We start from the raw sequence: 26,201 nt of genomic DNA on the forward strand, positions 1-26,201 counted from the left end.
TCAATGGACCTAATGTTGGTCAGTTGAGCGCAATCCATGTGGGAGCGGGCTTGCTCGCGAAGACGGCGGCACAGTCAGTATTGATGTCGCCTGATACACCGCCTTCGCGAGCAAGCCCGCTCCCACAGGTTTCGCACCTTTACTGCTGGCATTAGTCAACAGGCCCCGATTTCACCGTCGGGGCTTAGCGCATTTTCAACCAAGGACTTTTATGTCGCGTCGTATCTCCCCCGTCATACCCGGCTTCGGGCTGACGCTGGGCTACACCTTGGTGTACCTCAGCCTGATTGTGCTCATTCCACTGGCGGCGATGTTTGTTCATGCCGCTCAACTTACCTGGGAGCAGTTCTGGGCAATTATTTCGGCGCCACGGGTACTGGCGGCGCTGAAGCTGAGCTTCGGCACCGCGCTCTATGCCGCGATAATCAACGGCATCATTGGCACGCTGCTGGCCTGGGTGCTGGTGCGCTACACCTTCCCGGGACGCAAAGTCATCGATGCGATGATCGATTTGCCGTTTGCTTTGCCCACGGCCGTGGCCGGTATCGCACTGACCGCGCTGTACACCCCTACCGGCCTGGTGGGTCAGTTCGCGGCGGACCTGGGTTTCAAGATCGCCTACACCCCCCTCGGCATCACGCTGGCGCTGACTTTCGTGACGCTTCCATTCGTAGTACGTACGGTACAACCTGTACTGGCCGATATCCCGCGTGAAGTGGAGGAAGCGGCGGCTTGCCTCGGGGCGAAACCGTTACAGGTTTTTCGCCATATTCTGGTGCCCGCGCTGTTGCCAGCCTGGCTGACCGGGTTCGCTTTGGCCTTTGCCCGCGGGGTCGGCGAGTACGGTTCGGTGATTTTTATCGCCGGCAACATGCCGATGAAAACCGAAATTCTGCCGCTGCTGATCATGGTCAAACTCGACCAGTACGATTACACCGGCGCCACCTCCATTGGTGTACTGATGCTGGTGGTTTCCTTTGTCCTGTTGCTGCTGATCAACTTGCTGCAGCGGCGCATCGAAACCCCATAAGGAGGCGCGAACATGTCCCAATCGTCTATTGCAGCAGCCTCCTCGAACGCCGCCCGACGTGGCAGCGCCACTTCGCGGCGAATCCTCATCGGCCTCGGCTGGTTAGTATTTGCGCTGTTTCTGTTGTTGCCGCTGTTCATCGTGGTGTCCCAGGGCCTGAAGCTGGGCCTGGGTGCGTTCTTCACCGCGATCTTTGAGCCAGACGCCTTGTCGGCGTTGAAACTCACCGTGATCGCGGTGCTGATTTCGGTACCGTTGAACCTGGTGTTCGGTGTCAGCGCGGCATGGTGCGTGAGCAAATACTCGTTCCGCGGCAAGAGCATGCTGGTGACCCTGATCGACCTGCCGTTCTCGGTGTCGCCGGTGATTGCAGGTCTGGTTTACGTGTTGATGTTCGGCGCCCAGGGGCTGTTCGGCCCGTGGTTGCAGGACCACGACATCCAGATCGTCTTCGCCTTGCCGGGCATCGTGTTGGCGACGATTTTCGTCACCGTGCCGTTCGTGGCCCGTGAGTTGATCCCGCTGATGCAGGAACAAGGCACCCAAGAAGAAGAGGCCGCGCGCCTGCTCGGGGCCAATGGCTGGCAGATGTTCTGGCACGTCACCGTTCCCAATATCAAATGGGGCCTGATCTATGGCGTGGTGCTGTGTACGGCCCGGGCCATGGGTGAGTTCGGTGCGGTGTCGGTGGTTTCCGGGCACATTCGCGGGGTGACCAACACCCTGCCGCTGCACGTCGAGATCCTCTACAACGAATACAACCACGTGGCCGCGTTCGCCGTGGCGAGCCTGTTGCTGATCCTGGCGCTCTTCATCCTGCTGCTCAAGCAGTGGAGCGAAAACCGTATTAACCGCCTGCGCGCCAGCGCCGCGGAGGAATAAGTCATGTCGATCGAAGTGCGTAACGTCAGCAAGAACTTCCACGCGTTCAAGGCGCTGGACAATATCAGCCTGGACATTCAAAGCGGCGAGCTGGTGGCGCTGCTGGGGCCGTCCGGCTGCGGCAAGACCACGTTGCTGCGAATCATCGCCGGCCTGGAAACCCCGGATCAGGGCAACATCGTGTTCCATGGCGAAGACGTTTCCGGCCACGACGTGCGGGATCGCAATGTTGGTTTCGTGTTCCAGCACTACGCTCTGTTCCGGCACATGACGGTGTTCGACAATGTTGCTTTCGGGCTGCGTATGAAGCCGAAAAACCAGCGCCCGAACGAAAGCCAGATCGCGGTGAAAGTCCACGAACTGCTGAACATGGTGCAGCTGGATTGGTTGGCCGATCGCTACCCGGAACAACTCTCCGGCGGCCAGCGTCAGCGCATCGCGTTGGCCCGTGCCTTGGCGGTGGAGCCGAAAGTTTTGCTGCTCGATGAACCCTTTGGCGCCCTCGACGCCAAGGTCCGTAAAGAACTGCGGCGCTGGCTCGCACGGCTGCACGAAGACATCAACCTGACCTCGGTGTTCGTGACCCACGACCAGGAAGAGGCGATGGAAGTCGCCGACCGTATCGTGGTGATGAACAAGGGGGTGATCGAGCAGATCGGTTCACCGGGCGACGTCTACGAAAACCCGGCCAGCGATTTCGTCTATCACTTCCTCGGCGATTCGAACCGTCTGCATTTAGGCGAAGACCGGCACGTGCTGTTCCGTCCACACGAAGTGTCGCTGTCGCGGCATGAACTGGAAGATCACCACGCGGCGCAAGTGCGGGATATTCGTCCGCTGGGCGCTACTACGCGGGTGACGCTGAAGGTTGAAGGCCAGAGCGAGTTGATCGAAGCTGAAGTGGTGAAGGATCACGACAGCCTGGTCGGATTGGCGAAGGGTGAGACGTTGTTCTTCAAGCCCAAGGTCTGGCAGAAAGTCGCCAACCTTTAAAAGCAAAAGCATCGCGAGCAAGCCCGCTCCCACAGTGGATCTGCGTTGAACACACATCTGTGGCCAACCCAAAACCCTGTGGGAGCGGGCTTGCTCGCGAAAGCGATCTACGCCGCAGCATCTTTCTGGCGCAAACGCACCCCCCCCACCCGCGCCTCGATCTGCTCTTTCAGCTCATGCCGCAACCCCAGCAAAAACGCCAACTCAACCACCACAAACAACGGGCCGACAATCAGCCCCGTCACATCATCGACAAACGCCGGTTTGCGTCCCTCGTAATGATGGCCGACAAACTGAATCGCCCATCCCACCACAAACATCCCGATACCGCTGGCCAGCCAGACCAGCGTAGTTTGCTGCGCGAGAACCTGACCCGCCCAAATGCACAGACCGAGCAACACGGACATCAACGCCCCAAGACGCACCTCCAGGCGCAGGTAAAACCACGCCGATGCCATCGCGACCAGCACCGCCGGCGAAATCCAGCCTCCGCCCCATTGCGGCCGTGACAGCAACACCGCGACCGCCACTACAATCAGCGGGATACCGATAAAGTGGCTGGCAATATTGCGCGGGTCACGGTGGTAGGCGGCGTATTGACTGAGATGGTCAACGAGGCTTTTCATTGTTATTCCTCCTGTAGGGTGACGGATGATGCCCCGGGTTCATCTCTCGCTCTGTCAGCCAGGCGACAATCTCCAGGAGTTTTCATGGACATGCAGGTTTGGCGTTCGCGCCTGGATACGGGGCAGTGGTTCAGTCATTTACCTGTTCCCTTACAGAATAGTCTGCTGGCTGCGGCCCGAGTGCGGCGCCTGCCCTCGGGGCAACTGCTGTTCAAACGCGGTGATCCGCCGTGCGGGCTGTATGCAGTGCTCGAAGGTTCGGTGCGCATTGGCGCGGTGAGCGAGCAGGGCAAGGAAGCGCTGCTGAGCCTGGTGGAAGCACCGCACTGGTTCGGCGAAATCTGCCTGTTCGATGGCCAGCCGCGAACCCACGATGCCTACGCCGTTGGCCAGTGCACGCTGTTGCACATCCCGCAGGCGACGCTACTGAAGTTGCTCGACCAACAACCGGTTTACTGGCGGCAACTGGCGTTGTTGATGAGCCACAAACTGCGCCTGACCTTCATCAACCTCGAACAGCTAAGCCTGATGCCAGCTCCGGCGCGCCTGGCCCATCGCTTGCTGATGATCGCCGAGGGTTATGGCGAAATCGATCCACCGCGCCGTGTTCTGCAACTGCCTCAGGAGCAGCTGGCGTCGATGTTGTCGCTGTCGCGCCAGACAACCAACCAGCTTCTCAAGGATTTGCAGGGGCAAGGGATTCTGGACCTCAAGTATGGCGAGATCGAGATTCTGGATGCCGAGCGGTTGCGAGCGTTGGCGGTGATTTGAAAAAAAGATCGCCACGGTATTGGTGGGCTTTATCCGCGAAGGCGCCTAGCCTGTGACAACGATAATCGAGGTGTGCCATGCGTGTGTTGCTAGTGGAAGACGAACCCGAGACCGCCAGTCTCCTGGCCAAAGGCCTGAGCGAAGCGAGTTACGCGGTGGACGTGGCGCTCAATGGCATGGACGGCCGGCGCTTTATCGAATCCGGCGAATACGAACTGATCATCCTCGACGTGATGCTGCCGGGGCTCAACGGCTGGCAGTTGCTGCAGCAGATCCGCAAGCTCGGCAACACGCCGGTGCTGCTCCTCACCACCAAGGACGGCATCGAAGATCGCCTGCGCGGGCTGGAGTTGCATGAGGATGATTACCTGCTCAAGCCGTTTGCCGTCAGTGAACTGGTGAAGCGGGTGCGCAAGCTATTGCGGCGGGATCGCGGGCGCTGAAGGTTGCGGCGTATGGACTACCGCCTTCGCGGGCAAGCCCGCTCCCACAGTGGTTCTGGGTGAATCACTGTGTTGTGAGCAACCGAAAACCCTGTGGGAGCGGGCTTACCCGCGAAGAGGCGGGAATATACAAAACACCTTCCGGATCTGTCACCGCAACCCATCCCGAAACTGCCCCGGCGTCATCCCGGTCCAGCGTTTGAACGCACGACTGAAGCTGCTGGTGTCGGCGAACCCCAGCAGATAACTGATTTCGCCCAACGAGCACAGCGGATCACGCAGGTGCAGCAACGCCAGGTTTTCCCGACTTTCGTTGAGCAGCGTATCGAATCGACAACCTTCGTCCGCCAGGTGCCGTTGCAGGCTGCGTAGACTCAAGTGCAGCGCCTGGGCGATACAATCGGCCGACGGTTCGCCTTCGGGTAATTGCTCTTCAATGGCGTCGCGAACCTTGCGCTCCCAGGTCAGGGGCTTGAGTTGCGCCAGGGTGCGTTTGAGCACGGTTTCGTTGTGCTCGGCCAGTTCCGGGTTGGCGTCGTCCAGGTGACTGTCGAAATCCAGCAGAGCGAACTCCAGTCGGTCTTCATCGGCGTTGAAATACACCGGCGAGCGGAACACTTTGTGCCATTGATGGGGGTCGGCAGGTTCCGGACGGCGCAGGTACACCGCCAACGGGGCGTAGTCACGGCCCAGGCGATTGCGGCAGGTGCGCACGTAAATCGCCGCGAAGGCATCAATGGCTTCGAAGGCTGGCGCGGGGTTGCCTTGGGGGATTTTCAGGCGGAAGCAGTAGCGATCCTCGGCGCGGATCAGCTCCAGATCCAGCGCGTTACTGACCACCTGGTGATAACGCACGATGCGCTCGAAGACCTCCCGCAAACTGCCGCTGGCCACCAACGCATAACCCAGCGCATGAAAGGTGGTGGGGCTGACGAAACGCGACACCCGCAAGCCAATCGCCGGATCGCCGCTGACCTGCACCGCTATTTGCCACAGGCGCGTGGTACCGGACAACGGGTAACGGGCGTTCGGGTCGTCCATCAACTGTGGGTCGAGCCCCGCCTGTTGGCACAGGGCGGTGCTGTCGAGCCCCAGCGCATCGAGCTGCTTGCGCAGGGCGCGGGTCCAGCTGGCGAGGGAGGTCGGTTCTGTCATGTTGATTGGCGCGTCCGGTCAACAGGTTGGCGTTCACGGCTACCGCTCAGTAAAGCATCACGGGGCAGGATGCGAACATCAATAACCAGAGGATGGAAGCATGGACGGTACTTCTGCAAGTCCCCAGCGACTGAATGCAGCACAGCGATCAGCGCATATTCGCGAGGTGGTATTGGCCAAGGGCGTCGAACTGCGTCAGCGCTACCCGATTCTCAACCATCAGGACGCCTTGGGTGCGGGCATTCTGGCCTTCGCCTTGGCCGGGATGATCGGCTCCGCAGCGCTGTACATCACCGGGTACATGGCTTGGTGGGTATGCCTGCTACTCAACGCGTTTTTTGCTTCGCTGACCCACGAGCTGGAGCATGACCTGATCCACAGCATGTACTTCCGCAAACAGCGCGTGCCGCACAACCTGATGATGGGTCTGGTGTGGCTGGCGCGACCGAGCACCATCAACCCCTGGATCCGCCGCCATTTGCACCTAAACCATCACAAGGTGTCCGGCAGCGAAGCCGACATGGAAGAGCGGGCGATCACCAACGGTGAGCCCTGGGGCATCGCGCGGCTGTTGATGGTCGGCGACAACGTGATGTCGGCGTTCATCCGCATGCTGCGGGCCAGGACCTGGGCGCACAAGTTCAGCATCATCAAGCGTTCTCTGAAAGTCTATGCGCCACTGGCGCTGGTGCATTGGGGGGCGTGGTACGTGTTTCTCGGTTTTCACGCCGCCAATGGCATTGCGCATCTGTTGGGTGCGCCTATCGAATGGTCGGCGACTACATTGACGATGATGCAGGTGATCGACATCGCTGCCGTGGTGATCATCGGCCCGAACGTGTTGCGCACGTTCTGCCTGCATTTTGTCAGCTCGAATATGCACTACTACGGTGACGTGGAACCCGGCAATGTGATCCAGCAAACGCAGGTGTTGAACCCTTGGTGGATGTGGCCGTTGCAGGCGTTCTGCTTCAACTTTGGCAGCAGCCACGGGATCCATCATTTTGTGGTGAAAGAACCGTTTTATATCCGCCAGATGACCGTCCCGGTGGCGCATAAGGTGATGCGCGAGATGGGGGTGAGGTTCAATGATTTTGGCACGTTCGGGCGGGCGAACCGGTTTGTGCGCAAGGAGAAAGTGGTGGGGGAAGAGGGGCGTACGGTTCGGGCTTGACGGGTTGTTTTTGAGGGCCTCTTCGCGAGCAAGCCCGCTCCCACATTTGATCTTCAGTGAACACAAAATTTGTGAACAACATAGATCCAGTGTGGGAGCGGGCTTGCTCGCGAATGCGGTCGTTCAGATGCCATCAATCCGGCTGAAACGGCGATTCACTCAAAATCACCCCGGTCTCATCCACATACCGCTGCCAATGCTCGATCAAGGCAGTGAGCTTCTCGGGCTGACTTAATGCCAGGTCATGAATCTCCCCCGGGTCGCTTCCCAAGTCATATAGCTGCCAAGTCGCCGGCCCCACTGGCCCCGGGATGTACACCGCTTTCCATTGCCCCTGACGAATCGCCCGCCGTCCAAACAACTCCCAGCCGGTGACGGTGTACTCGTCATGCACCTGCGCGGTCTCTCCGGACAGAAACCCCAACCACGATTTTCCGCGCAACGGCGCCACCGGCTTGCCTCGCCACTGCTTGCCCGGATGGCGCACACCCGCCAGATCGAGAAGGGTTGGCGTGATGTCCATCACCGTGCCGAAGCCATGGCTGATTTGCCCCTTGATCGGTAGTTGCGGGTAGTGCACCAGCGCCGGTACGCGAATCCCGCCCTCGGTGGTGAATGCCTTGAACAACCGCGACGGTGCGGTGGCGGTCTGAGCCCAGTTCGGGCCGTACCAGACGTAGGAATTGGCGCGGCCGATGTTGTCCAGGCTGTTGTCGTAATGCTGATTCAGGTACGTCAGCAGCTCGGGCCCGAACTTTGGAAACGCCTCCAACAGCGCACCCTCCGCGCCGTTGTCCGACATGAACAGGATGAAGGTGTTGTCCAGTTGCCCTTGGTTGCGCAGGTAATCGACCACACGGCCGATGTTCCAGTCCATGCGCTCGACCATCGCCGCGTAAACCTCCATGGCCCGTGCGGAGATCTGCCTTTGTTCGTCGCTCAAGGCCTCCCACTGAGCGCTTAGTTGAATCAGCGGATGGGGCTCGACATCGACGTCGATCAGCCCCAGAGATTTAAGCTTTGCCAAACGTTCAAGACGCAAAACTTCGGGGCCGGCGTCATAGCGGCCTCGGTATTTATCGACTATCTCTTTGGGTGCCTGCAACGGCCAATGTGGCGCGGAGAACGGCAGATAGGCGAAGAACGGTCGTGTCTGATCGCGCTCTTTGAGGTACTGCAGCAGCTTGTCGCCGAAGGCATCGGAGGAATAAAAATCCTTCGGCAGTTCATCGATGAAGGTGGTGTCTTCGATGTACAGCGCCGGGGTGGATTTCAGCAGTCTCGGTGTTTGTTCGTCATAGGTCGGCTCGAAACCGTAATGGTTGGCGGCGCCGGGCAGCAGCGAAAATGAGCGCTCGAAACCCCGGGCATGGGGTGCCAGTTCAGCGGTCAGGCCCAAATGCCATTTGCCGCTCATCAACGTCTGGTAGCCGGCCTCACGCAGCAGTTCGGGCAACGCCACTACGCGGTCGTTCAGATAGCCTTCGTAACCCGGTTTTCCGATCAGCTCCGGGGTCAGCGCTTCGGCCATGGTGCCGATGCCGGCGATGTGGTGATCGGTGCCGGTGAGCAGCATCGAGCGGGTCGGCGAGCAGGTCGGCGCGGTATGGAAATCGGTCAGTCGCAGGCCGTTGTTGGCCAGGGCGTCGAGGTTCGGCGTGGCAATTTCGCCGCCGAATGCACCGATATCGGAAAAGCCCAGGTCATCGGCCAGGATCACCAGAAAATTGGGACGTTGCGGCATCAAAAGTCTCCTGATCAGCAGGCAATAAAAGACAGCGGCAGATCATGGATCTGCACCGGCCCGCTTGGTTGGTAATGGTCGTCGCTGGTGAGTTCGTGAAGCAGCTCTTCACGCAGCTGATGGAAATCGAAGTTGCTGCGCTGGCGCGGATGGGGCAGGGCAATGTCGACCACTTGCTTGATCCGCCCGGGGCGCGGTTCCATCACCACCACGCGGTCGGCGAGGAAGATCGCCTCCTCGACATCGTGGGTGACCAGCACCGTGGTGATTTTTGCCCGGGCGCGAATCGCCAGCAGCTCGTCCTGCATCTGCTGACGGGTCAAGGCATCGAGGGCGCCGAAGGGTTCGTCGAGCAGCAGAATTCGCGGGCTGGCCACCAGGCCGCGAGCGATAGCCACCCGTTGCGCCATGCCGCCAGAGAGTTGATGGGGATAGGCCCGGATGAAATCGGTTAGCCCCACCAGTTCGATGAAATCGCCGATGCGTTGGTGCTTTTGCTCGGCGCTCAGCGGCTCGTTGACCAGGCCCAGGCCGATGTTGTCTTCCACCGTCAGCCATGGAAACAAGCGATGTTCCTGAAAGACGATGCCGCGTTCGCTGCCGATGCCAGTGACGGCTGTTCCGTCCACCGTTATCTGCCCGCGAAACTGCGTATCGAGGCCCACCAACAGCCGCAGCAAGGTAGATTTTCCGCAGCCACTGGAACCGACGATGGCGACGAATTCGCCCTCGGCGATGTCCAGGCTGAATTCGCGAATGGCCTCCAGCTCAACGCCATCGACGTCGAAGGATTTGCCCACGTGATTGAAGCTGACAATCGGTGCGTTCATGCATGTCTCCAGCGGGTGGCGCGGATTTCGAGGCGTTGGCCTATGAGGTTGAGCAGGGCGCCGGTCAGCCCCACCAGCAACATGCCGGCCATGATCAGGTCCATGCGCAGCAGTTGCTGGGCACCGATCATCTGGCTGCCGATGCCGCCGTTGGACGGCATGAAATATTCGGCACCGATGGTGCCGAGCCAGGCGTAGATCAGGCTCAGCCTGAGCCCTGTGAAAATTCCCGGCGCGGCGCCCGGCAAAACCAGTCGACGCAGCCGTTGCAGAAGACTCAGGCGCAACACCTGGGCGGCTTCGTTGAGTTGTGGCGAGAGGTTGGCGACGCTGCGCTGGGTGGCGATGAACAGCGGGAAAAACGCGGCGAGGGCGACGAACACCCATTTGGCCAATTCCCCCAGACCGAACCACGCAGTGAGCAACGGCACCCAGGCGAAAATCGCGATTTGACGGAGCGCTCCTAGCGTCGGGCCGAGCACGCGTTCGCTGGTGCGCGAAAGCCCCAGTAGCAGCCCCAGCGCAAAGCCGAGACCGCCGCCCAGCAGCAGGCCACCGAGGGTACGGCCCAGACTCAAGGCCATGCCGTTGATCAACGTGCCGCCGAACAAACCGTTCCAGGTGGTTTCCAGTACTACCAAGGGACTGACCAGAATGTTCGCGTCGACCCACTGCTGATTCGTCGCCAGTTGCCACAGCGTCAGCAATGCCAATGGCAGCAGCCACGGTTGCACACGTTGCCAGCCCTGATAACGCGGGCCGCGACGAATCTCTGCGGTGGCCGAGTGCGGCCAGTGCACCAGTTTTTTGTCCAGCAGGCCGATGCCACGATCCATGACCACGCCAATGAGGCCGATGACCACGATGCAGACGAAGACGATATCAAGCATGAACAACTGTCGGGCCCAAACCATCAGGTAACCGATGCCTTCGCTGGAGGCGAGCAATTCGACGGCCAGCAACGACGTCCAGCCGGCTGACAGCGCTAGGCGCACGCCGGCCATGAACGCTGGCAGCGCTGCCGGTAACACCAGACGGCGAATCGACAGTCGCGGCGGCAAGCGCAACACGGCAGCGGCTTCACGCAGCCTGGGTTGCGCATCACGCACGCCGACCAGCGTGTGCAGCGTCACCGGAACCACGATGGCTTTGATCAGCACTACCAGTTTCAGCACTTCGCCGATGCCAAAAAACACCATAAACAACGGAATCCACGCCAGGGTCGGGACTTGCGCCAAACCGGCGAATGTCGGGAAAACCAAGCGCTCGAGACGGCGACTGAACCCCAGCGCTGCGCCCAAAATCGCACCGGCGCCGATTCCGGCGAGCAGTCCCCAAAACAAGCGTTGCAGGCTGATCCACAGGTGGCTCCACAACTCGCCTTGGGACAATTCCACCGCGCTGCTCCAGACCAATGAAGGCGCGGGCAGGATCTGCTCGCTCATCCAGTGATTACGGCTGGCCAGCCACCAAAGTGCGAAAAGACTGATTGGCAACAGCCAGGGCAATAGCCGTTGGCTCAGGCTTGGCCAAAGGGCTCGATATTTGAGCGGCGGGGCGGTCAGCGGCAGGCTGAGCAGGGAAACACGGGCCATGGGTGACCTCCGTTGTCGACCTGTAGGAGCGAGGCTTGTGTGGCGAGGGGGCTTGCCCCAGTTCGACTGCGAAGCAGTCGTAAAATCAGTCACCACTTTCTAATTCAAGATCGCGGTGACTGTTTTTAGGGGCGCTTCGCACCCCAACGGGGGCAAGCCCCCTCGCCACACAAGCCTCGCTCCCATAGGTCAGATGTATGCAAATTCGATCTATAAAAATTTAATTCAATGCTATTGAGAGATAAGCGAGACCATTTAAGGCCTACAGCCCACACGCATCCAATGCATTCGAAGAATATTTTCGATGCTGTCCATGCATACCCGATCAAGATGCCCGCGCCAGCTTGCTTAGGTCTAAAAGATATAAAAATGTGAATTTATAGTATTTAAGTGCTGATGCAGATTAAGCCTACTTTCGACTCCTCAACGCCCGTCGCCACCAGGAGTCGCACCCATGAACCTCCCCTTCAAACGTGTCATCAGTCTGTTTGCCGCGCCGGCCCTGGCGGGTTTGCTGGCATTCACGGCCAACGCCTCCGAGCTCAAGGAAATCAGGATCGCCGTACCCGACCTCAGCGCTGGAACCCAGCACAGCGGCGGCGGGGTGGTGGATGTATTGCGCAGCCAGCAAATCTACGAAAAGGCCTTCGCCGACCAGGGCATCAAGATTCAGTGGAGTTTCTTCAAGGGGGCCGGGCCGGTGATTAACGAGGCTTTTGCCAACGGGCAGGTGGACCTGGCCTACCTCGGCGATCTGGCGGCGATCATCGGCAAGTCGAATGGCTTGGACACACGGCTGCTCAGCGCCACGGCACGTGGAGTGAAACAGTATCTGGGCGTGGTGCCGGGCTCGGGAATCAAAACGCTGCAAGACCTCAAAGGCAAACGTGTGGCGATCTTTCGGGGTACCGCCACCCAGTTGTCCTTCGATGCGGCATTAGCCAGCCAGGGTTTGAGCGAGAAGGACGTAAAGATCATCAACCTCGACTTCAACGGCGCCGTTGCAGCGCTGGCGGCCAAGCAGATCGATGCATCCTGGGGCAGCTCCGGGTTGACGGCTTTGCAAGCAAAAGGGTTGGCCGAGTTGCCTCTGAACACCAAGGACCTGGGCGGCGCGGGCAGTATTCAGGCTGTGTTGGTGGGTACCGGAAAGTTTGTCGACGAGAATCCCGAAGTCGTCGCCAAATTGCTGAAGGCCCAGCAGCAGGCAGTGGAGTGGTTGACTCAGGACAGCAACAAGGACGCGTACATTCAGTTGGTGTCGGGGTTGGCGAGTTACCCGGCGGTGATTCTCACGCAGGATCTGAAGGATCAAAAATTGAGCGAGGTTTTCCCGTCGACGCTGGACCCGGTGTTCCTGGGGAAATTGCAAGACGCGGTGGACCTGGCTTCGCAGCAGAAACTGATTCGCAAGCCGTTCAAGGTGAGCGATTGGGTGGCGCCTGAGTTGGCTGCCGCAAAACTTTAAAGCGAACACTTGTGGCGAGGGAGCTTGCTCCCGCTCGGCTGCGCAGCAGTCGCAATCCGGTCATCGCACTCTTTCTGAGTAAACGCGCTGGCTGGTTTGGGACCGCTTCGCGGTCCAGCGGGAGCAAGCTCCCTCGCCACAAAAGCTATCAAACCGCGACAGCGATTTGCTGTTTATCCACCGCCACCAACGTCTCGATCATTGCTCTTGCCGCCGGCGACAACCGAAACCCCGTGCGACTCACAATCCCGCACCGGGCATTCATGCTCTCGATGTTTTGCGGCAAATTGCGCCAGTGCAGCAGTGCCAACGAACCCTGGGCGATGTCCTCGACAAACGCCTCGTGGGTCCCCACGCCGATGGCATTGGATTGCAGCACGATCTTCACTAGCGCCGGAAAATGTTCAGTCTCGATGGTCGGCGAAAAGTCCATCCGCCCACTGAGGTTCGCCAGCAATTTGCGAATACCCGGCGGGATCAGCGTGGTCGCCAATGGATAGTCGAACATGTCGTTGGTCGACAGGCTTTCCTTGGCGAGCAGCGGATGCCCCGGCCGGCAGAAAAACACCCCGCGCTTGGGGGTCAGGGCCTGGGTCTGGAAGTTCGGATCGGCCTCGAAATGACGAATGTCAGCAATGAAGAATTCGATCTCTTCGCGGCTCAGTGCACGGCTGAGTTTTTCCCAGTTATCCACTTGAAAACAGGTGCGCACTTTCGGGTGTGCATTGATGAATTGCGCCACGGCGTCCGGCACCAGTTTCACTGCTGGCGCCGGGCCGCAACCGAAGCGCAGTTCACCGGCGTCGAGTTTGGTCATTTGCGTCACTTCGGCGCTGAGCAGTGCTGCCCCCTGCACCAATGTCAGTGCGTGTTGCAGTACTACCTGGCCTTCGGGCGTGGGGCGTAAATCCTTGTTGCCGCGGTCCACCAGCACGCAACCGAACTCTTGCTCCAGCCCCTGAATGCTGCGGCTGAATGCCGGTTGAGTGATGCCCATGGCGTCGGCTGCGCGGACAAAACTGCGGTATTCGTTGAGGGCGATGAAGTAGCGCAACTGGCGAAGATCCATATGCTTTCCCGGCATCCTAAAAATAGTTCGAAGGCATTTGCGACGAGGGTGGTTGAGGTTTTAAATGCAAGCTCTTATTCCGTCAACGAAGCATGTGAATATCTATTAGATCTAAAGTGAATATAGATAGAGCGTTGTTTCGCTGGCGCTCAACCGTCAGCAGTCCGATAGAGGGTCTACCCATGAGCAATGCCGCTTTAGCTGTAAAACCCGCTGTTCACGCGCTTGAAATCCATCCGGTGGCCGGCCGGATCGGCGCCGAGATCCGTGGCGTGCACCTCTCTGGTGAGCTGGATGCCGCCGTCATTGACGCCATCCAGCAGGCGCTGGTGCAGTACAAAGTGATCTTCTTCCGCGAGCAGACCCAGCTCGACGATCAGCGCCAGGAAGCCTTTGCGCATTTACTCGGCGAGCCAGTGGCGCACCCGACCGTGCCGGTGCGCGATGGCACTCGCTACCTGCTGGAACTGGACGGCGCTGAAGGCCAGCGCGCCAACTCCTGGCATACCGACGTGACCTTCGTCGACGCCTACCCGAAAGCCTCGATCCTGCGCTCGGTGGTCGCTCCGGCTTTCGGTGGCGATACCTTGTGGGCAAATACCGCCAGCGCTTACAACGAACTGCCGTTGGAGCTGCGTGAATTGGCCGACAAGCTCTGGGCCGTTCACAGCAATGAATACGACTACGCCGGCGCCAAGCCTGACGTCTCGGCAGAGAAGCTGGAGCGCTACCGCAAGGTCTTCACCTCAACCGTTTACGAGACCGAACACCCGGTGGTTCGCGTACACCCGATCAGCGGCGAAAAGAGTTTGCTGCTGGGGCATTTCGTCAAACGCATCAAAGGTTATTCCCAGGCTGATTCGGCGCATCTGTTCAACCTGTTGCAAAGTCACGTCACCCGCCTGGAGAACACCGTGCGCTGGCGCTGGAAGGCCGGTGACGTGGCGATCTGGGACAACCGCTCCACCCAGCATTACGCGGTGGATGACTACGGGACTCAGGATCGGGTGGTGCGCCGAGTGACGCTCAAGGGGGAAGTGCCGGTGGGAGTGGTGGGGCAGCGGAGTCAGACTATTAAGGGGGCTGAAATCGGCGTTGTCTGATCTGACGTATTCGCGGGCAAGCCTCGCTCCTACAGTTGCGCGCCGACCTTGATAATGGGCGCGACACAACACTGTAGGAGCGAGGCTTGCCCGCGAAGCTTTTTTTCACCACACCCCGATCTGCACCAGTTTCTCGGTCTCCGGTTCGCCATACCGAAACCGCTGCCCACGTAGATCAATCTCCTGATGGCTGATGGTCGTCCGTCGCTTCAACCCTCGCACCCACTCAAACAAATACCCTGCATGTTCTTCGCGAACAGAGGCGAACGCCGGATCTGCTCCCAAGTCGTGCAGCTCCTGCGGATCATTCAGCAAATCAAACAGCTGTGGCCCAAAGCCGTCATACGCCAGGTATTTCCAGCGTTCGCTGCGCACCATGGTCATGCGGCAACGGTCGATGGGCTGCCCCAGTCGCTCCCGCGCCGGAGCCTGAAACGCATAGTCGTATTCGCTGATCGCATAGCGGCGCCAGTCAGTTTCCAGCCCATGCAACAGCGCAATCAGCGAGCGTCCTTCAAGCCGATGTTCTGCGCCAGGTAGTCCCAGCGCTTCGAGAAAGGTTGGCAGCGCATCGATGGTTTCCACCAGTCGGTCATCCACCGAACCCCGCGTAACATCCGCCGCCGCACGCGGGTCGCGAACGATCAACGGAACGCCCACGGCAGGCTCCAGCAGAAATTCTTTCTCGCCCAGGTAGTGGTCGCCGAGGAAGTCTCCATGATCGCTGGTGAACACAATCAACGTGTCGTCCCAACGGCCGTTGCTCTGAAGAAAATCGAACAACCGCCCCAGCTGGTCATCGACCTGTTTGATCAAGCCCATGTAGGTGGGGATCACGTTCAACCGCACTTCATCGCGGGAAAAATTCAAGCTCTCTTCGTGCTGACGAAACGCACTGTACACCGGGTGATCGCTTTCCTTGCCCGGCACCGCACGCACGGGTGCGATCACCTGCGCGGGGCCATACAACGCGTGATACGGCGCCGGAGCGATGTAGGGCCAGTGGGGTTTGATGTACGACAGATGCAGGCACCATGGCTGCTCGCCTTGCTCGTCAATGAAGTCGATGGCGCGGTCGGTGGTATAGGCGGTTTCTGAATGCTGCTCAGGCACGCGGGCCGGCAAATGGGCGTTGCGCATTTTCCAGCCGCTGAGGATTTCCCCTTGCTCACCTTGGGCCGCATTGGCCCAGTCGTGCCACGGATTACGGCCCTCGAAGCCTTGCTCGCGCAGGTAATGGGTGTAGGGCGCGGACTCGCGTTTTTCGTCGAACAACGGGTTGTCGGGGAAGATCCCGTCATGGCGAAAGTACGCTTCGAATCCGACTTCGTTCAGCGCCTGCGCCTGCTCGCTGAGCGTGTCGATGGCCAAGCGCTGCAAGGCATCGAGATTGGGCGTGGCGTGGGTCTTGCCCACCAGCGCTGTGCGGATGCCATGAGGGCGAAGGTAATCGCCGAGGGTCAGTTCTTCCAGGGGCAACGGCACCGCGTTCCAGGCCACTTGATGGCTGCTGACGTAACGCCCGGTGTAGGCCGACATCCGTGACGGTCCGCAGATTGTGCCTTGGGTGTAGGCGCGACTGAAACGCACGCCGGCGGCGGCCAGACGATCGATATTCGGGGTGTGCAAGTGCGGGTGGCCGTAGCACGACAGGTAATCGCGGCGCAGTTGATCGCACATGATGTACAGCACATTGCGCACGGGGGTCGGGGTGTTGGGCATGGGGTTCACCGATCAAAAGACAGGTGACGGTTTTCGCTGGTGGGGTGGGGTGGGGGCAAGTGCATTTGGGGAATGGGGTTTATGCAGAAAGTGCATCATTGCCTGGGCCGACGCTTTCGCGGGCAAGCCCGCTCCCACAGTTTTTGTGTGGATCACAAATTGTGGGCTTGCACAGATCCACTGTGGGAGCGGGCTTGCCCGCGATGAGGCCCGATCAGACAGCCAGATTCTCCAGCGAACACACGTCCTCATCCTGCCCATCGATCGCCTTGATCTGCGCAATCATCGCCTCAGCCAACGGCGACAACCGATACCCGGCCCGGCTGACAATTCCGTAACGGGTGTACAGCTCTTCCAGGTCATCGGCCAACCCATCGATCTTCAAGCACACCAGTTCACCCTTGGCATTGTGCAATGCATCGGAATAGATGCCGACGATGCCGATGGCGTCCGAACGCATCACCACGCTGAGCAGGCTGGCGCTGTTCTCGCATTCCACATTCGGGGTGAAGTCCGGGCGGCCGCTGAGGTCGACGATGACTTTTCGCAGGTTCGGCGGGCGGATGCTGACCGCCATCGGATAGCTCATCAACTCGGCAGCACTGACGCTTTCGCGACCGGCCAACGGATGCCCGGCGCGGCAGCAGAAGTGCCATTTACGCGGGCGCAGACGCTGGGTCAGGTAGTCCGGGTCGGCCTCGAAATAGCGAGTGTCAGCGACGAAGAATTCGAACTCCTCACTCAGCAGTCGCTTGCTCAGGCTTTGCCAGTCGTCCACTTGGAACTGCACCCGTGCTTTCGGATAGCTCCCGATGAAGCTGCCGATTGCCCGCGGGATCAATCCCGCCGCGGGCGCCGGGCCGCAACCAAAGCGCAATTCACCGGCCTCCAGGCCATTGAACTGGCTGATCTCGTTGGCCATCTGCTGCGCACCGCTGACCAGTCGCCGCGCATGTTCGAGCAACATCTGACCCTGTTTGGTCGGCGCCAGATCCTTGCGTCCGCGATCCACCAACTGACAGCCGACGCTGTGTTCCAGTGCCTGAATGCTGCGGCTGAACGCCGATTGCGACAGGTTCACCGCCATCGCGCCCGCGACGAAGCTGCGCTGTTCGGCGAGGGCAATGAAGTGACGGAGCTGGCGCAAATCGATATGCATTTTTCACATTAAAAATATCGGGCAAATGCATTGGATATGCATTAGGTCGACTCCTTATAAAGGCAATCTCTTATGCAGTAAATATCTGTAAAAACATAAATAAATAACTTTAAAGAATATGCATCGCTGAAAAGTCACTGCGTGTTTTTTGACCAGGAGCTGCTCAATGAGTCCGTTGAACCCTGCCTCACCCTTGATACCACGACGGCTCAAACGCCTGCCCCTGGCCCTGTTGCTGGCGGGGAGCGTCCAAGCGTATGCGGCCGATACCACAACCCCCGAAGCGGTCCCCGCCGGGAAAGTCACGGCTGACAGCTCGCAGCTGGAAACCGTGACTGTCACCACCCGCCGCCGCGAAGAAAGCTCGCAGGACGTGCCGACGCCGATGAGTGTGGTCAGCGGTCAGGCGCTGGAATCACAGCGGGTCTATCGCATCCAGGATTTGCAACAACTGGTGCCCAGCGTCAACGTCGCCTACATGCATGCGCGCCAGTCCAGCGTGTCGATCCGAGGTCTGGGCAACAACCCGGCGAGCGATGGCCTGGAAGGCAGCGTCGGGCTCTACATCGACAACGTTTACCTCGGCCGGCCGGGCATGGCGGTGTTCGATCTGATGGACATCGAACAACTCGAAGTGCTGCGTGGCCCGCAAGGTACGTTATTTGGCAAGAACACCACCGCAGGCGTCATCAACATCAGCACTCGCGCCCCGACCTTTACCCCAGAGCGCAGTATCGAAACGTCGGTGGGCGAGGACGGTTACTTCCAGACCAAGGGCACGATTTCCGGGCCGTTGAACGACGAACTGGCCGGGCGCTTTTCTGCTTATCGCACCCGCAGCGACGGCGACATCAACAACGAATTCAATGGCCATGATTTGAACGGCGGATCTCGCGAGGGCTTCCGTGGGCAGTTGCTGTACAAACCGAACGAGTCGTTCAACCTGCGCTGGATCGGCGACTACAACGAAGAGGACTCCAGCGCCGGCACTCGTGTGTTGTACAGCACCGGGCCGACCATCAATGGCGTCAACCTCTACCAGTCACGGGCCAACGCCGCCGGTGCGACGCTGGTCAATGGTTCCCACCGCAAGGTTAATCTGGACAACGATCAACACGTCACCGTGCATCAGGGCGGTACATCGCTGGAGGCCAACTGGACCTTGCCGAACGATTTCACCCTGACGTCGATCAGCTCCTATCGTTGGTGGAATTTCACCCCGCGCAATGACGACGGTCTGAACGTGGCAGCGACCTACAATGCCGGGGTTTCAGTGGAGGACAAACAGTATTCCCAGGAATTTCGCCTGGCCTCGCCTAAAGGTGAGTTCTTCGATTACGTGCTGGGCGCCTATTACTTCGGCTCGGATCTGGACAACAAATCCTTCGCCTATTACGGCCCGCAAGCGGACATCTGGAACGGCACGCCACGCGGCGCCTTGGCCAACGTCAACAGCGTGGGCCACGGCCATATCGAAACCGACAGCTTTGCGTTGTTCGCCCAAGGCACCTGGCACCTCACCGAGCGTCTGGATTTTACTGCCGGGGTGCGCGGCACCTATGAAGAGAAAACCGCCTGGGTCACGCGCGATGCACCGGTGGGTGGCGCGGCCGTCACCGGCGCGGCGGCCACCGCAAGGCGCGGTCGTACCGGCGCTTACGATTCCGGCGATTTGAATCAATACAGTTCCAGTCCTTCCGGATTGTTGAACCTCAGCTACCGCTTCACCGATGACTTGCTCGGCTACGCAACGCTGTCCCACGGCGAGAAGTCCGGCGGGGTGAACCTTGCCGTCGGTTCAGCGCCAACCGCGGGCGCCGACTCATTGTTGATCGGCACCGAGCGCGCCAACAATGCCGAACTGGGTTTCAAGAGCACCCTGTGGGACCGTCGCCTGCAACTTAACGCCAACGTGTTCTGGACCCAGGTCAACGGTTACCAGACCAACGCCTACGACGCCGCGAACCGCGTGCAATACCTGACCAACGCCGGCTCCGTGCGCTCTCGCGGCGTGGAGTTCGAAAGCACCCTGATCCCGTTGCGCGGCCTGACGTTGAACGTTAACGGTTCCTACAACGACGTGAGCTACCTCTCCTACAAGGACGCACCATGCCCACCGGAAGTCAGCCTGGCTCCGGGCGCCCCGGCGTCTTGCGACCTCAGCGGCCACCAGGTGGTCGGTGCTTCGAAATGGATCGGCAACGCCAACGGCGAGTACAAATGGAACCTCGCCAACGGCTTCGAAGAGTACGTTACTGCAAGCTACGCGTTCCGCTCCAAAGCGGTGGGCACGGTGGAAGACTCTGACTACGGGCAGATCCCGAGTTATGCGGTGGTCAACTTATCCACAGGCCTGCGCGGCGACTTCAATCAGGGCCAATGGGACGTTTCCCTGTGGCTGAAAAACGCCTTCGACAAGACCTACTACACGACCTTGTGGACGGGCGGTAATGGCGGCTACGAAGGGCTACTCGGCACACCAAGGACGCTGGGCGTGACCGGTCGTTATGATTTCTGACTTAGTCCGAAGGGAAGTAATGAGTGCTTTGTTTTGGAATAAATTATGAAGTGTTTACATAGTCATTATTGCATTTTAGTAGATGAATAAAGCCTTTCTGATGTGGACAAAATCCAAGGGTCGAACCATGCTCACTGGCGTGAGTTTCCAGGAGGAAACTTGCTTTCATCGGAAGATACTTATTTAAACGATAAAGGAAATCGAACCATGTCGAGCATTAATGGTACTTATGTGAACTCCAACGCTGGCGCCAAGCTGGTTATTACCGATGGCAACGATTCCAATGGCACATTCAGTGGCTCGTTCAGCCAAGGTGGTGTGAACTACGAAGTCAGTTATGGGCATTACCACTTTCAGAACAGCACCGGGCAACCGACCATCGTCACCTTTACCGGTTTGAATGATGGCACTGGGTATCAGGCTTGGTCACTGTTTTCGCCGGACCACAACTATTCCCGACTTCGGGCAGCGGGTTCGCGTACCAACTTCGATGGTGATGTAGTGACATTGGGTGGCGAGTTCGTCAAGCAATAAACATTGCTGTAGTAACTAACAGGTTGATGCATTAGTCATGCATCAGCCTGTTTTTGTTTGTGAGTATCATTTAACGGATGTCCTTTCAAATTTTTAGTTGTGTTCACCGTCCCGCTCCCTCGGAAGTCCATGCTTTCCACAAATAATTTCAATGCGTAAAAAGCATCGTTTTTTACGCACTTGGCTACAAGCCTTATACGACGTGGCTTTGGCGAATCTGACGATTTTTAATATTCTATTTTGATCTATATGTAACATTAAAAATTACTTTAAGAGATAAGCGCCTGGCCCAATGATTCCCCCATCGATTGGACGCACGGGGGATATCAGGTGCGACCTGTCGGGTTTTTCGCAAAAGAGACCGCAGGGAGTAAATCAATGGGCAATGTCCAAACCGCTGTCCGTGCGCATGAGGCGCTGTGGCGCCAGGCACCGAGCGGCGACTTGGTCGATCTCGGCCGGCCACACCGTGTGCCCTTGGACCAGTTGCGTTTGCAGCGTGCGCCCAAGGGCATTCTGAGTCGACGGGAAACGATCCTGCTCGGTGTGCTGGCGTTGTTGGTGCATGGTGCAGTGATCTATTGGGTCAATCAGCAACCGACCAAGGCATTGCCAATCGTGCCGCCGGAGGTCCCGCCGATGACCATCGAGTTCACGCGCCCGGCACCGCCAGTAGTCGAGCCGCCTCCACCGCAACCAGTACAACCGGTGATTGAGCCGCCGCCAGTGGAAGACGAACTGGCCGTGAAATCTCCACCACCGAAACCGATCCCCAAGCCGAAGCCTATCGCCAAACCGGTGCCGAAACCGACACCCAAAGCGGTCTTGCAGCCACCGGCACCGCCACAACCGGCAGTCCCTGTTGCGGCTCCGTCGCCACCTGCGCCACCGGCACCCGCACCGTTGACCCCAGCCTCGGCCAATGCCGCATACCTGAAAAACCCGGCCCCGGAATACCCGTCTCTGGCGCAGCGTCGCGGCTGGGAAGGCACGGTGTTGTTGCGAGTGCACGTGCTGGCCAGCGGCAAGCCCGGCGAAATCCAGATTCAGAAAAGCAGTGGTCGCCAGCCACTCGACGACGCGGCGTTAAGCGCTGTGAAACGGTGGAGTTTTGTGCCGGCCAAGCAGGGTGATGTCGCCCAGGACGGCTGGGTCAGCGTGCCCATCGATTTCAAGATTCATTAAACCGAAACCTTTTTAGCGCGAAACGTTTACACGAGGAATTCACCATGACGTTACTGGCATCTCCACTTGAATCCATCGAAAGCGCGGTGATCTGGCTGTTGGTGGTTTTTTCTGTCGCCACTTGGGGCCTGGCGTTGCTCAAGGGCGTGCAGTTCGGCCGGCTCAAGGCTCAGGATCGCAAGTTTCATAAACAGTTCTGGGCCGCTTCGAGTCTCGACTCGGCGGCCGAATTGAGTGAGACCCAGCCCGGTGCAGCAGCCCGTGTGGCGCAGGCCGGTTATGCGGCGATCCAGGTGGGTGAGGCGCCACAAGCGGCGGACCTGAGCCAGGCGATCAATCATCAAGATCGCCTCGAGCGGGCTTTGCGTCAGCAGATCGTGCGCGAACGCCGCTCGCTGGAAACCGGTTTGGCGGTAGTCGCGAGTATTGGCAGTACTTCGCCGTTTATTGGTTTGTTCGGCACGGTGTGGGGAATCATGGAAGCGTTGAAGGGCATCAGCGCAGCGGGCTCGGCGAGCCTGGAAACGGTTGCCGGACCGATCGGTGCGGCCCTGGTCGCCACCGGTGTGGGGATCGCCGTCGCAGTGCCGGCAGTGCTGGTTTACAACTATTTTTTGCGTCGCTTGAAATTGACGGTGGCGGATCTGGATGACTTCGCCCATGACTTCTACAGCCTGGCGCAGAAGAGTTCGTTTCGCGTGCTGATTCACCCGGCGGCGCACAAGGTTGCGGTCCAGGGCGGCGTGCAGAAAGTGAAGGAGGCGTCCTGATATGGCCTTTTCCACGCAAGACAGTGATGAGGTGTTGAGCGAGATCAACGTGACGCCGCTGGTGGATGTAATGCTGGTACTGCTGGTGGTGTTCATCGTCACCGCGCCGCTGCTGACCAATGCGATTCCGATTAACCTGCCCAAGACCGAAGCCGTGGCACCGGTGGAGCAGAAAGACCCGCTGGTGGTAAGTATCGATGGCACCGGCAAGTTGTTTATCAACAAGGATGAAATCCAGCCGGATTTGCTGGAGTTCAAGCTTCAGGCGGCGAAGGCCAAGGATCCAGAGGTGCGAGTGCAATTGCAGGCGGACGATGAGGTGAACTACGGCGAAGTGGCGCGGGCCATGGCGTCCATTGAGCGGGCAGGGATTACCAAGTTGTCGGTGATTACCGCGCGTTAATAAATTTACGATTTGCGGGGCCGTCTCCTTGGCAGGGTGCGGCCCCTTTTTTATTCCGGCCAAACACCACTCCCACATTGATCGCGTCATATATTCGATATAGGTCTTAATAAATAGCTTCTTATTCCTTAACGAATATAACTCTCCTCCCTATACTCGATCAGGAACAGACACGCAGCAGGAGAGCTCCCCCATGCGCAACGAATCAATTCGCTACCTGATTGTGCCGGGCTGGCAAGGATCGCCAGAAGATCATTGGCAAACCCATTGGCAGAACAGCCTGCCAAACAGTGCGCGGGTGGAGCAGGCCGACTGGCTGACGCCTCGTCGTGAGGACTGGGTTGCGGCACTGGCCGAGGCGATTGCCGCCGACAGCACGCCCGTGATTCTGATCGCTCACAGCCTGGGCTGCATCACCGTCGCCCATTGGGCAGCCACGGCACCGCTGCCATTTTTGCGTCAGGTGCGCGGCGCGTTGCTGGTCGCGCCAGCGGACGTCGAGCGCCCGGCTTGCGCGCCGGCCCTGCGCAACTTCGCACCGATCCCGACTCATTTGCTGCCGTTTCCGAGCCAGGTCGTCAGCTCCGACAACGACAGCGCGGTGAGCGCGCCACGAGCCCTTGAATTGGCGCGCCAATGGGGCGCCGAGGCGGGGATTTTATCGGGTGCCGGGCACATCAACGTGAAGTCCGGTCACCAGCGCTGGGAGCAGGGTTTTGCGTACCTCTATCGTCTGCAAAACCGCATGGAACAGCACGCCCTGCGTCGCGCCTGAACCTTTTATTTTTTTCTTTTTTTTAGAATCGGCCCCCGCCTCCCGGCGGTTTTGGGCGGGAGTCTGCCATGAGCTTGCATGAAACATTCGGTCAGCCGCTGCTGACCTTTCCCGATGCGGAAAAAAGCCCGCTGAGCATTCGCGCCAAGGCGTTGGTGTTCGTCGATCCGCGTTCCCGGCAGTTGCGCCAGGAGCTGGAACAACTGGCGCCACGTTCGATCTCGGTGTTGATCCGCGGTGAAACCGGCAGCGGTAAAGAATTGCTGGCGCGACATATCCATCGCGCCAGTGACCGTGGGGGATTGTTCGTGTCAGTCAATTGCGGGGCGATCAGCCCGACCTACGCCGATGCTGAACTATTCGGCTATGCCGCAGGCAGCTACAGCGGTTCGGCCAGCAGTCGCGCTGGCTGGTTTGGTTCGGCCAATGGCGGCACGCTCTATCTGGACGAGATCGGCGACTTGCCGTTGCCAATCCAGATCAAGTTGCTCGCCGCCCTGGAAAACCACGAAGTCACCCGCGTCGGCGCTCAGCAGCCAAGCCCGGTGGACGTACGTCTGGTGGCCGCCACCAGCATCGATCTGGCTCAGGCCGTGGCTGCCGGAAAATTCCATGAGCGGCTTTATCACTACCTCAGCGAAGGCCAGCTCGAACTGCCGGCCTTGCGTGAGCGGGTGGGCGATATTCTGTCGCTGGCCGAATACTTCCTCGGCATCTACAGCCAACGCCTCGACCTGCCGGTGCCATTGATCAGCGAAGCCGCGCAGCATCTGCTGGAGCAGCACAGTTGGCCGGGCAACACCCGGGAGCTGGAGAACGTCATTCACTTTGCGCTGTTGGTGAGTACCGGCGACGAGATTTTGCCGGAACATTTGAATCTGCCCGAGGCGGTTGTGTCGCTGGTGACGATCGAGCAGCAACTCAAACAGATACTCGGCAACGGTTCCGCCGCCGAGAAAGACGCCTTGAAAAAACTGCTCAAAGACGCCGGGCTTTTGTAGGCGCTGGCGCAGCCTGCGATCTTTTGATCTTGATCGTTGGTGGCTTTGAAATCGCCAAAATCAAAAGATCGCAGCCTTCGGCAGCTTCTACATCGGGCGTGACGGTTGTATGAACAAAATGGAATATGAAAGTGAATAAAAGATATTGTTCGGGAATAAAAAATCCCGGTATTGTCCGCGTCACGCCAGCGATAGCACATCACTGGCACTCGTACTCATTAGCCGTCGTCGATGATGGCCGCGAATTTCCATAAGGACACTGCATGAAAAAGGTTCTGTTGTTCACCGCATTGGCGGCTGCCCTGACCGCGGGCCTGGCCCAGGCTGGCGAGAAACTGGTGGTTGCGGCGACGCCGGTTCCACATGCCGAGATTCTTGAACTGATCAAGCCAACCCTCGCCAAAGAAGGCGTGGACCTGGAGATCAAAGTCTTCACCGACTACGTTCAGCCGAACGTGCAGGTCGACCAGAAGCGTCTGGACGCCAACTACTTCCAGACCCTGCCGTACCTGAAAAACTTCAACGAAGGCAAAGGCACTAATCTGGTGACCGTGATCGGTGTACACGTCGAACCATTTGGCGGCTACTCGAAGAAAGTCAAAAGCCTGGCTGAGCTGAAAGACGGTGCAACCATCGCCATCCCGAACGAAGGCAGCAACAGCGGCCGTGCCCTGATCCTGTTGCAGAAGGCCGGCCTGATCGAGTTGAAAGACCCGAAAAACGCCGTGGCCACCCCGAAAGACATTGCCAAGAACCCGCACAACTTCAAGTTCAAGGAACTGGAATCGGCCATGTTGCCGCGAGTTCTGGACCAGGTCGACCTGGACATGATCAACACCAACTACGCGTTGGACGCGGGTTTGAACCCGGCTAAAGACGCGCTGGTGATCGAAGGCGCCGATTCGCCTTATGTGAACTTCCTGGTGGCTCGTCCGGACAACAAGGACAGCGTCGCCATCCAGAAACTGGCCAAGGCCCTGACCAGCCCGGAAGTGAAGGCGTTCATCGCCAAGAAATACAGCGGCGCGGTACTGCCGGCGTTCTGATTGATCGCAGTCTCCAACCCCTTCAAGGTTTCAACGCCGACGGCTAATACAGCGTCGGCGTTTTTATTGAGGGGGGGCACCTGTGGCGAGGGGGCTTGCCCCCGTTCGGCTGCGTAGCAGTCGCCGATCAGTCCATGAGGTGTGACAGAGGGAATCGGGATGCAGATTATAGGGCTGCTTCGCAGCCCAACGGGGGCAAGCCCCC

Annotated in this window: 24 protein-coding genes; 16 read left to right on the plus strand and 8 right to left on the minus strand. The window is 59.1% G+C overall.

Features of this window, described 5'->3' with window-relative positions:
* Positions 1–211 precede the first annotated feature (211 nt).
* The 3 genes from cysT to AB7M29_RS04285 are packed head-to-tail and all read left to right on the plus strand — an operon-like array spanning position 212 to position 2,905.
* The gene (cysT, locus tag AB7M29_RS04275; RefSeq protein WP_008068641.1) at positions 212–1,030 is read left to right on the plus strand and encodes a sulfate ABC transporter permease subunit CysT; all 819 of its coding nucleotides are present in this window, start codon (positions 212–214) and stop codon (positions 1,028–1,030) included.
* Positions 1,031–1,042: 12 nt separating this feature from the next.
* A complete protein-coding gene (gene cysW, locus AB7M29_RS04280) occupies positions 1,043–1,912 on the plus strand; it encodes a sulfate ABC transporter permease subunit CysW (RefSeq protein WP_052962920.1) in 870 nt (289 codons plus the stop codon).
* 3 nt (positions 1,913–1,915) lie between these two features.
* Positions 1,916–2,905: a sulfate/molybdate ABC transporter ATP-binding protein gene (locus tag AB7M29_RS04285; protein WP_030131596.1), complete on the plus strand. Its 990-nt coding sequence runs from the start codon at positions 1,916–1,918 to the stop codon at positions 2,903–2,905.
* Between the two features lie 107 nt (positions 2,906–3,012).
* Here the strand turns inward: AB7M29_RS04285 and AB7M29_RS04290 are convergent, their stop codons facing one another.
* Entirely contained in the window at positions 3,013–3,531 is a 519-nt protein-coding gene (locus AB7M29_RS04290; RefSeq protein ID WP_217855086.1) for an Mpo1 family 2-hydroxy fatty acid dioxygenase, read from the minus strand.
* Between the two features lie 84 nt (positions 3,532–3,615).
* Between AB7M29_RS04290 and AB7M29_RS04295 the strand changes: the two genes are divergently transcribed.
* Both AB7M29_RS04295 and AB7M29_RS04300 read left to right on the plus strand, forming a co-directional pair.
* On the plus strand, positions 3,616–4,302 hold the full coding sequence (locus tag AB7M29_RS04295) for a Crp/Fnr family transcriptional regulator (protein ID WP_217855088.1): 687 nt from the start codon (positions 3,616–3,618) through the stop codon (positions 4,300–4,302).
* A 77-nt stretch (positions 4,303–4,379) separates the two neighbouring features.
* The gene (locus AB7M29_RS04300; RefSeq protein WP_217855090.1) at positions 4,380–4,745 is read left to right on the plus strand and encodes a response regulator; all 366 of its coding nucleotides are present in this window, start codon (positions 4,380–4,382) and stop codon (positions 4,743–4,745) included.
* A gap of 150 nt (positions 4,746–4,895) precedes the next feature.
* Here the strand turns inward: AB7M29_RS04300 and AB7M29_RS04305 are convergent, their stop codons facing one another.
* Positions 4,896–5,900 carry an AraC family transcriptional regulator gene (locus tag AB7M29_RS04305; RefSeq protein WP_217855092.1) on the minus strand — a complete coding sequence of 335 codons (1,005 nt, stop codon included), beginning with the start codon at positions 5,898–5,900 and terminating at the stop codon, positions 4,896–4,898.
* Positions 5,901–6,000: 100 nt separating this feature from the next.
* Here AB7M29_RS04305 and AB7M29_RS04310 point away from each other — a divergent pair, with 100 nt between their 5' ends.
* Positions 6,001–7,074 carry a fatty acid desaturase gene (locus tag AB7M29_RS04310; RefSeq protein WP_217855094.1) on the plus strand — a complete coding sequence of 358 codons (1,074 nt, stop codon included), beginning with the start codon at positions 6,001–6,003 and terminating at the stop codon, positions 7,072–7,074.
* 133 nt (positions 7,075–7,207) lie between these two features.
* On the opposite strand, the gene AB7M29_RS04315 is transcribed toward AB7M29_RS04310, so the two are convergent.
* The 3 genes from AB7M29_RS04315 to AB7M29_RS04325 are packed head-to-tail and all read right to left on the minus strand — an operon-like array spanning position 7,208 to position 11,243.
* Positions 7,208–8,818, minus strand: coding sequence for an arylsulfatase (locus tag AB7M29_RS04315; protein ID WP_217855096.1), 1,611 nt, complete (start codon positions 8,816–8,818; stop codon positions 7,208–7,210).
* A gap of 14 nt (positions 8,819–8,832) precedes the next feature.
* Complete coding sequence (locus AB7M29_RS04320; RefSeq protein ID WP_217855098.1) at positions 8,833–9,648, minus strand: ABC transporter ATP-binding protein; 816 nt, start codon at positions 9,646–9,648, stop codon at positions 8,833–8,835.
* A complete protein-coding gene (locus AB7M29_RS04325; RefSeq protein WP_454246399.1) occupies positions 9,645–11,243 on the minus strand; it encodes an ABC transporter permease in 1,599 nt (532 codons plus the stop codon). The genes AB7M29_RS04320 and AB7M29_RS04325 overlap by 4 nt, the downstream gene beginning before the upstream one ends.
* Before the next feature lie 454 nt (positions 11,244–11,697).
* Between AB7M29_RS04325 and AB7M29_RS04330 the strand changes: the two genes are divergently transcribed.
* Complete coding sequence (locus AB7M29_RS04330; protein WP_217855103.1) at positions 11,698–12,711, plus strand: ABC transporter substrate-binding protein; 1,014 nt, start codon at positions 11,698–11,700, stop codon at positions 12,709–12,711.
* Between the two features lie 148 nt (positions 12,712–12,859).
* On the opposite strand, the gene AB7M29_RS04335 is transcribed toward AB7M29_RS04330, so the two are convergent.
* Positions 12,860–13,780, minus strand: coding sequence for a LysR family transcriptional regulator (locus AB7M29_RS04335; RefSeq protein ID WP_217855105.1), 921 nt, complete (start codon positions 13,778–13,780; stop codon positions 12,860–12,862).
* Between the two features lie 182 nt (positions 13,781–13,962).
* Here AB7M29_RS04335 and AB7M29_RS04340 point away from each other — a divergent pair, with 182 nt between their 5' ends.
* Positions 13,963–14,883: a TauD/TfdA dioxygenase family protein gene (locus tag AB7M29_RS04340; protein WP_217855107.1), complete on the plus strand. Its 921-nt coding sequence runs from the start codon at positions 13,963–13,965 to the stop codon at positions 14,881–14,883.
* A 105-nt stretch (positions 14,884–14,988) separates the two neighbouring features.
* On the opposite strand, the gene AB7M29_RS04345 is transcribed toward AB7M29_RS04340, so the two are convergent.
* Positions 14,989–16,605 (minus strand): sulfatase-like hydrolase/transferase, encoded by a 1,617-nt coding sequence (locus AB7M29_RS04345; RefSeq protein ID WP_454246400.1) that lies wholly within the window; start codon positions 16,603–16,605, stop codon positions 14,989–14,991.
* A 214-nt stretch (positions 16,606–16,819) separates the two neighbouring features.
* The gene (locus AB7M29_RS04350) at positions 16,820–17,764 is read right to left on the minus strand and encodes a LysR family transcriptional regulator (RefSeq protein ID WP_454246401.1); all 945 of its coding nucleotides are present in this window, start codon (positions 17,762–17,764) and stop codon (positions 16,820–16,822) included.
* Positions 17,765–17,930: 166 nt separating this feature from the next.
* Here AB7M29_RS04350 and AB7M29_RS04355 point away from each other — a divergent pair, with 166 nt between their 5' ends.
* From AB7M29_RS04355 to AB7M29_RS04390, 8 genes are all read left to right on the plus strand, one after another.
* On the plus strand, positions 17,931–20,282 hold the full coding sequence (locus AB7M29_RS04355) for a TonB-dependent receptor (RefSeq protein ID WP_454246402.1): 2,352 nt from the start codon (positions 17,931–17,933) through the stop codon (positions 20,280–20,282).
* Positions 20,283–20,489: 207 nt separating this feature from the next.
* Positions 20,490–20,816, plus strand: a complete 327-nt coding sequence (locus AB7M29_RS04360; RefSeq protein WP_217855115.1) for a hypothetical protein — start codon at positions 20,490–20,492, stop codon at positions 20,814–20,816.
* 378 nt (positions 20,817–21,194) lie between these two features.
* Positions 21,195–22,001: an energy transducer TonB gene (locus AB7M29_RS04365; RefSeq protein ID WP_454246403.1), complete on the plus strand. Its 807-nt coding sequence runs from the start codon at positions 21,195–21,197 to the stop codon at positions 21,999–22,001.
* A gap of 44 nt (positions 22,002–22,045) precedes the next feature.
* Positions 22,046–22,771 (plus strand): MotA/TolQ/ExbB proton channel family protein, encoded by a 726-nt coding sequence (locus AB7M29_RS04370; RefSeq protein ID WP_454246404.1) that lies wholly within the window; start codon positions 22,046–22,048, stop codon positions 22,769–22,771.
* Position 22,772: 1 nt separating this feature from the next.
* Positions 22,773–23,174 (plus strand): ExbD/TolR family protein, encoded by a 402-nt coding sequence (locus AB7M29_RS04375; RefSeq protein ID WP_454246405.1) that lies wholly within the window; start codon positions 22,773–22,775, stop codon positions 23,172–23,174.
* Between the two features lie 193 nt (positions 23,175–23,367).
* Positions 23,368–23,949: an alpha/beta hydrolase gene (locus AB7M29_RS04380; RefSeq protein WP_030131588.1), complete on the plus strand. Its 582-nt coding sequence runs from the start codon at positions 23,368–23,370 to the stop codon at positions 23,947–23,949.
* A gap of 68 nt (positions 23,950–24,017) precedes the next feature.
* A complete protein-coding gene (locus tag AB7M29_RS04385) occupies positions 24,018–24,950 on the plus strand; it encodes a sigma 54-interacting transcriptional regulator (protein WP_454246406.1) in 933 nt (310 codons plus the stop codon).
* A 263-nt stretch (positions 24,951–25,213) separates the two neighbouring features.
* Positions 25,214–25,996, plus strand: coding sequence for a MetQ/NlpA family ABC transporter substrate-binding protein (locus AB7M29_RS04390; RefSeq protein WP_217855125.1), 783 nt, complete (start codon positions 25,214–25,216; stop codon positions 25,994–25,996).
* The last annotated feature ends 205 nt before the right edge of the window (positions 25,997–26,201 follow it).

It is taken from the genome of Pseudomonas sp. F-14 TE3623 (assembly GCF_053629015.1).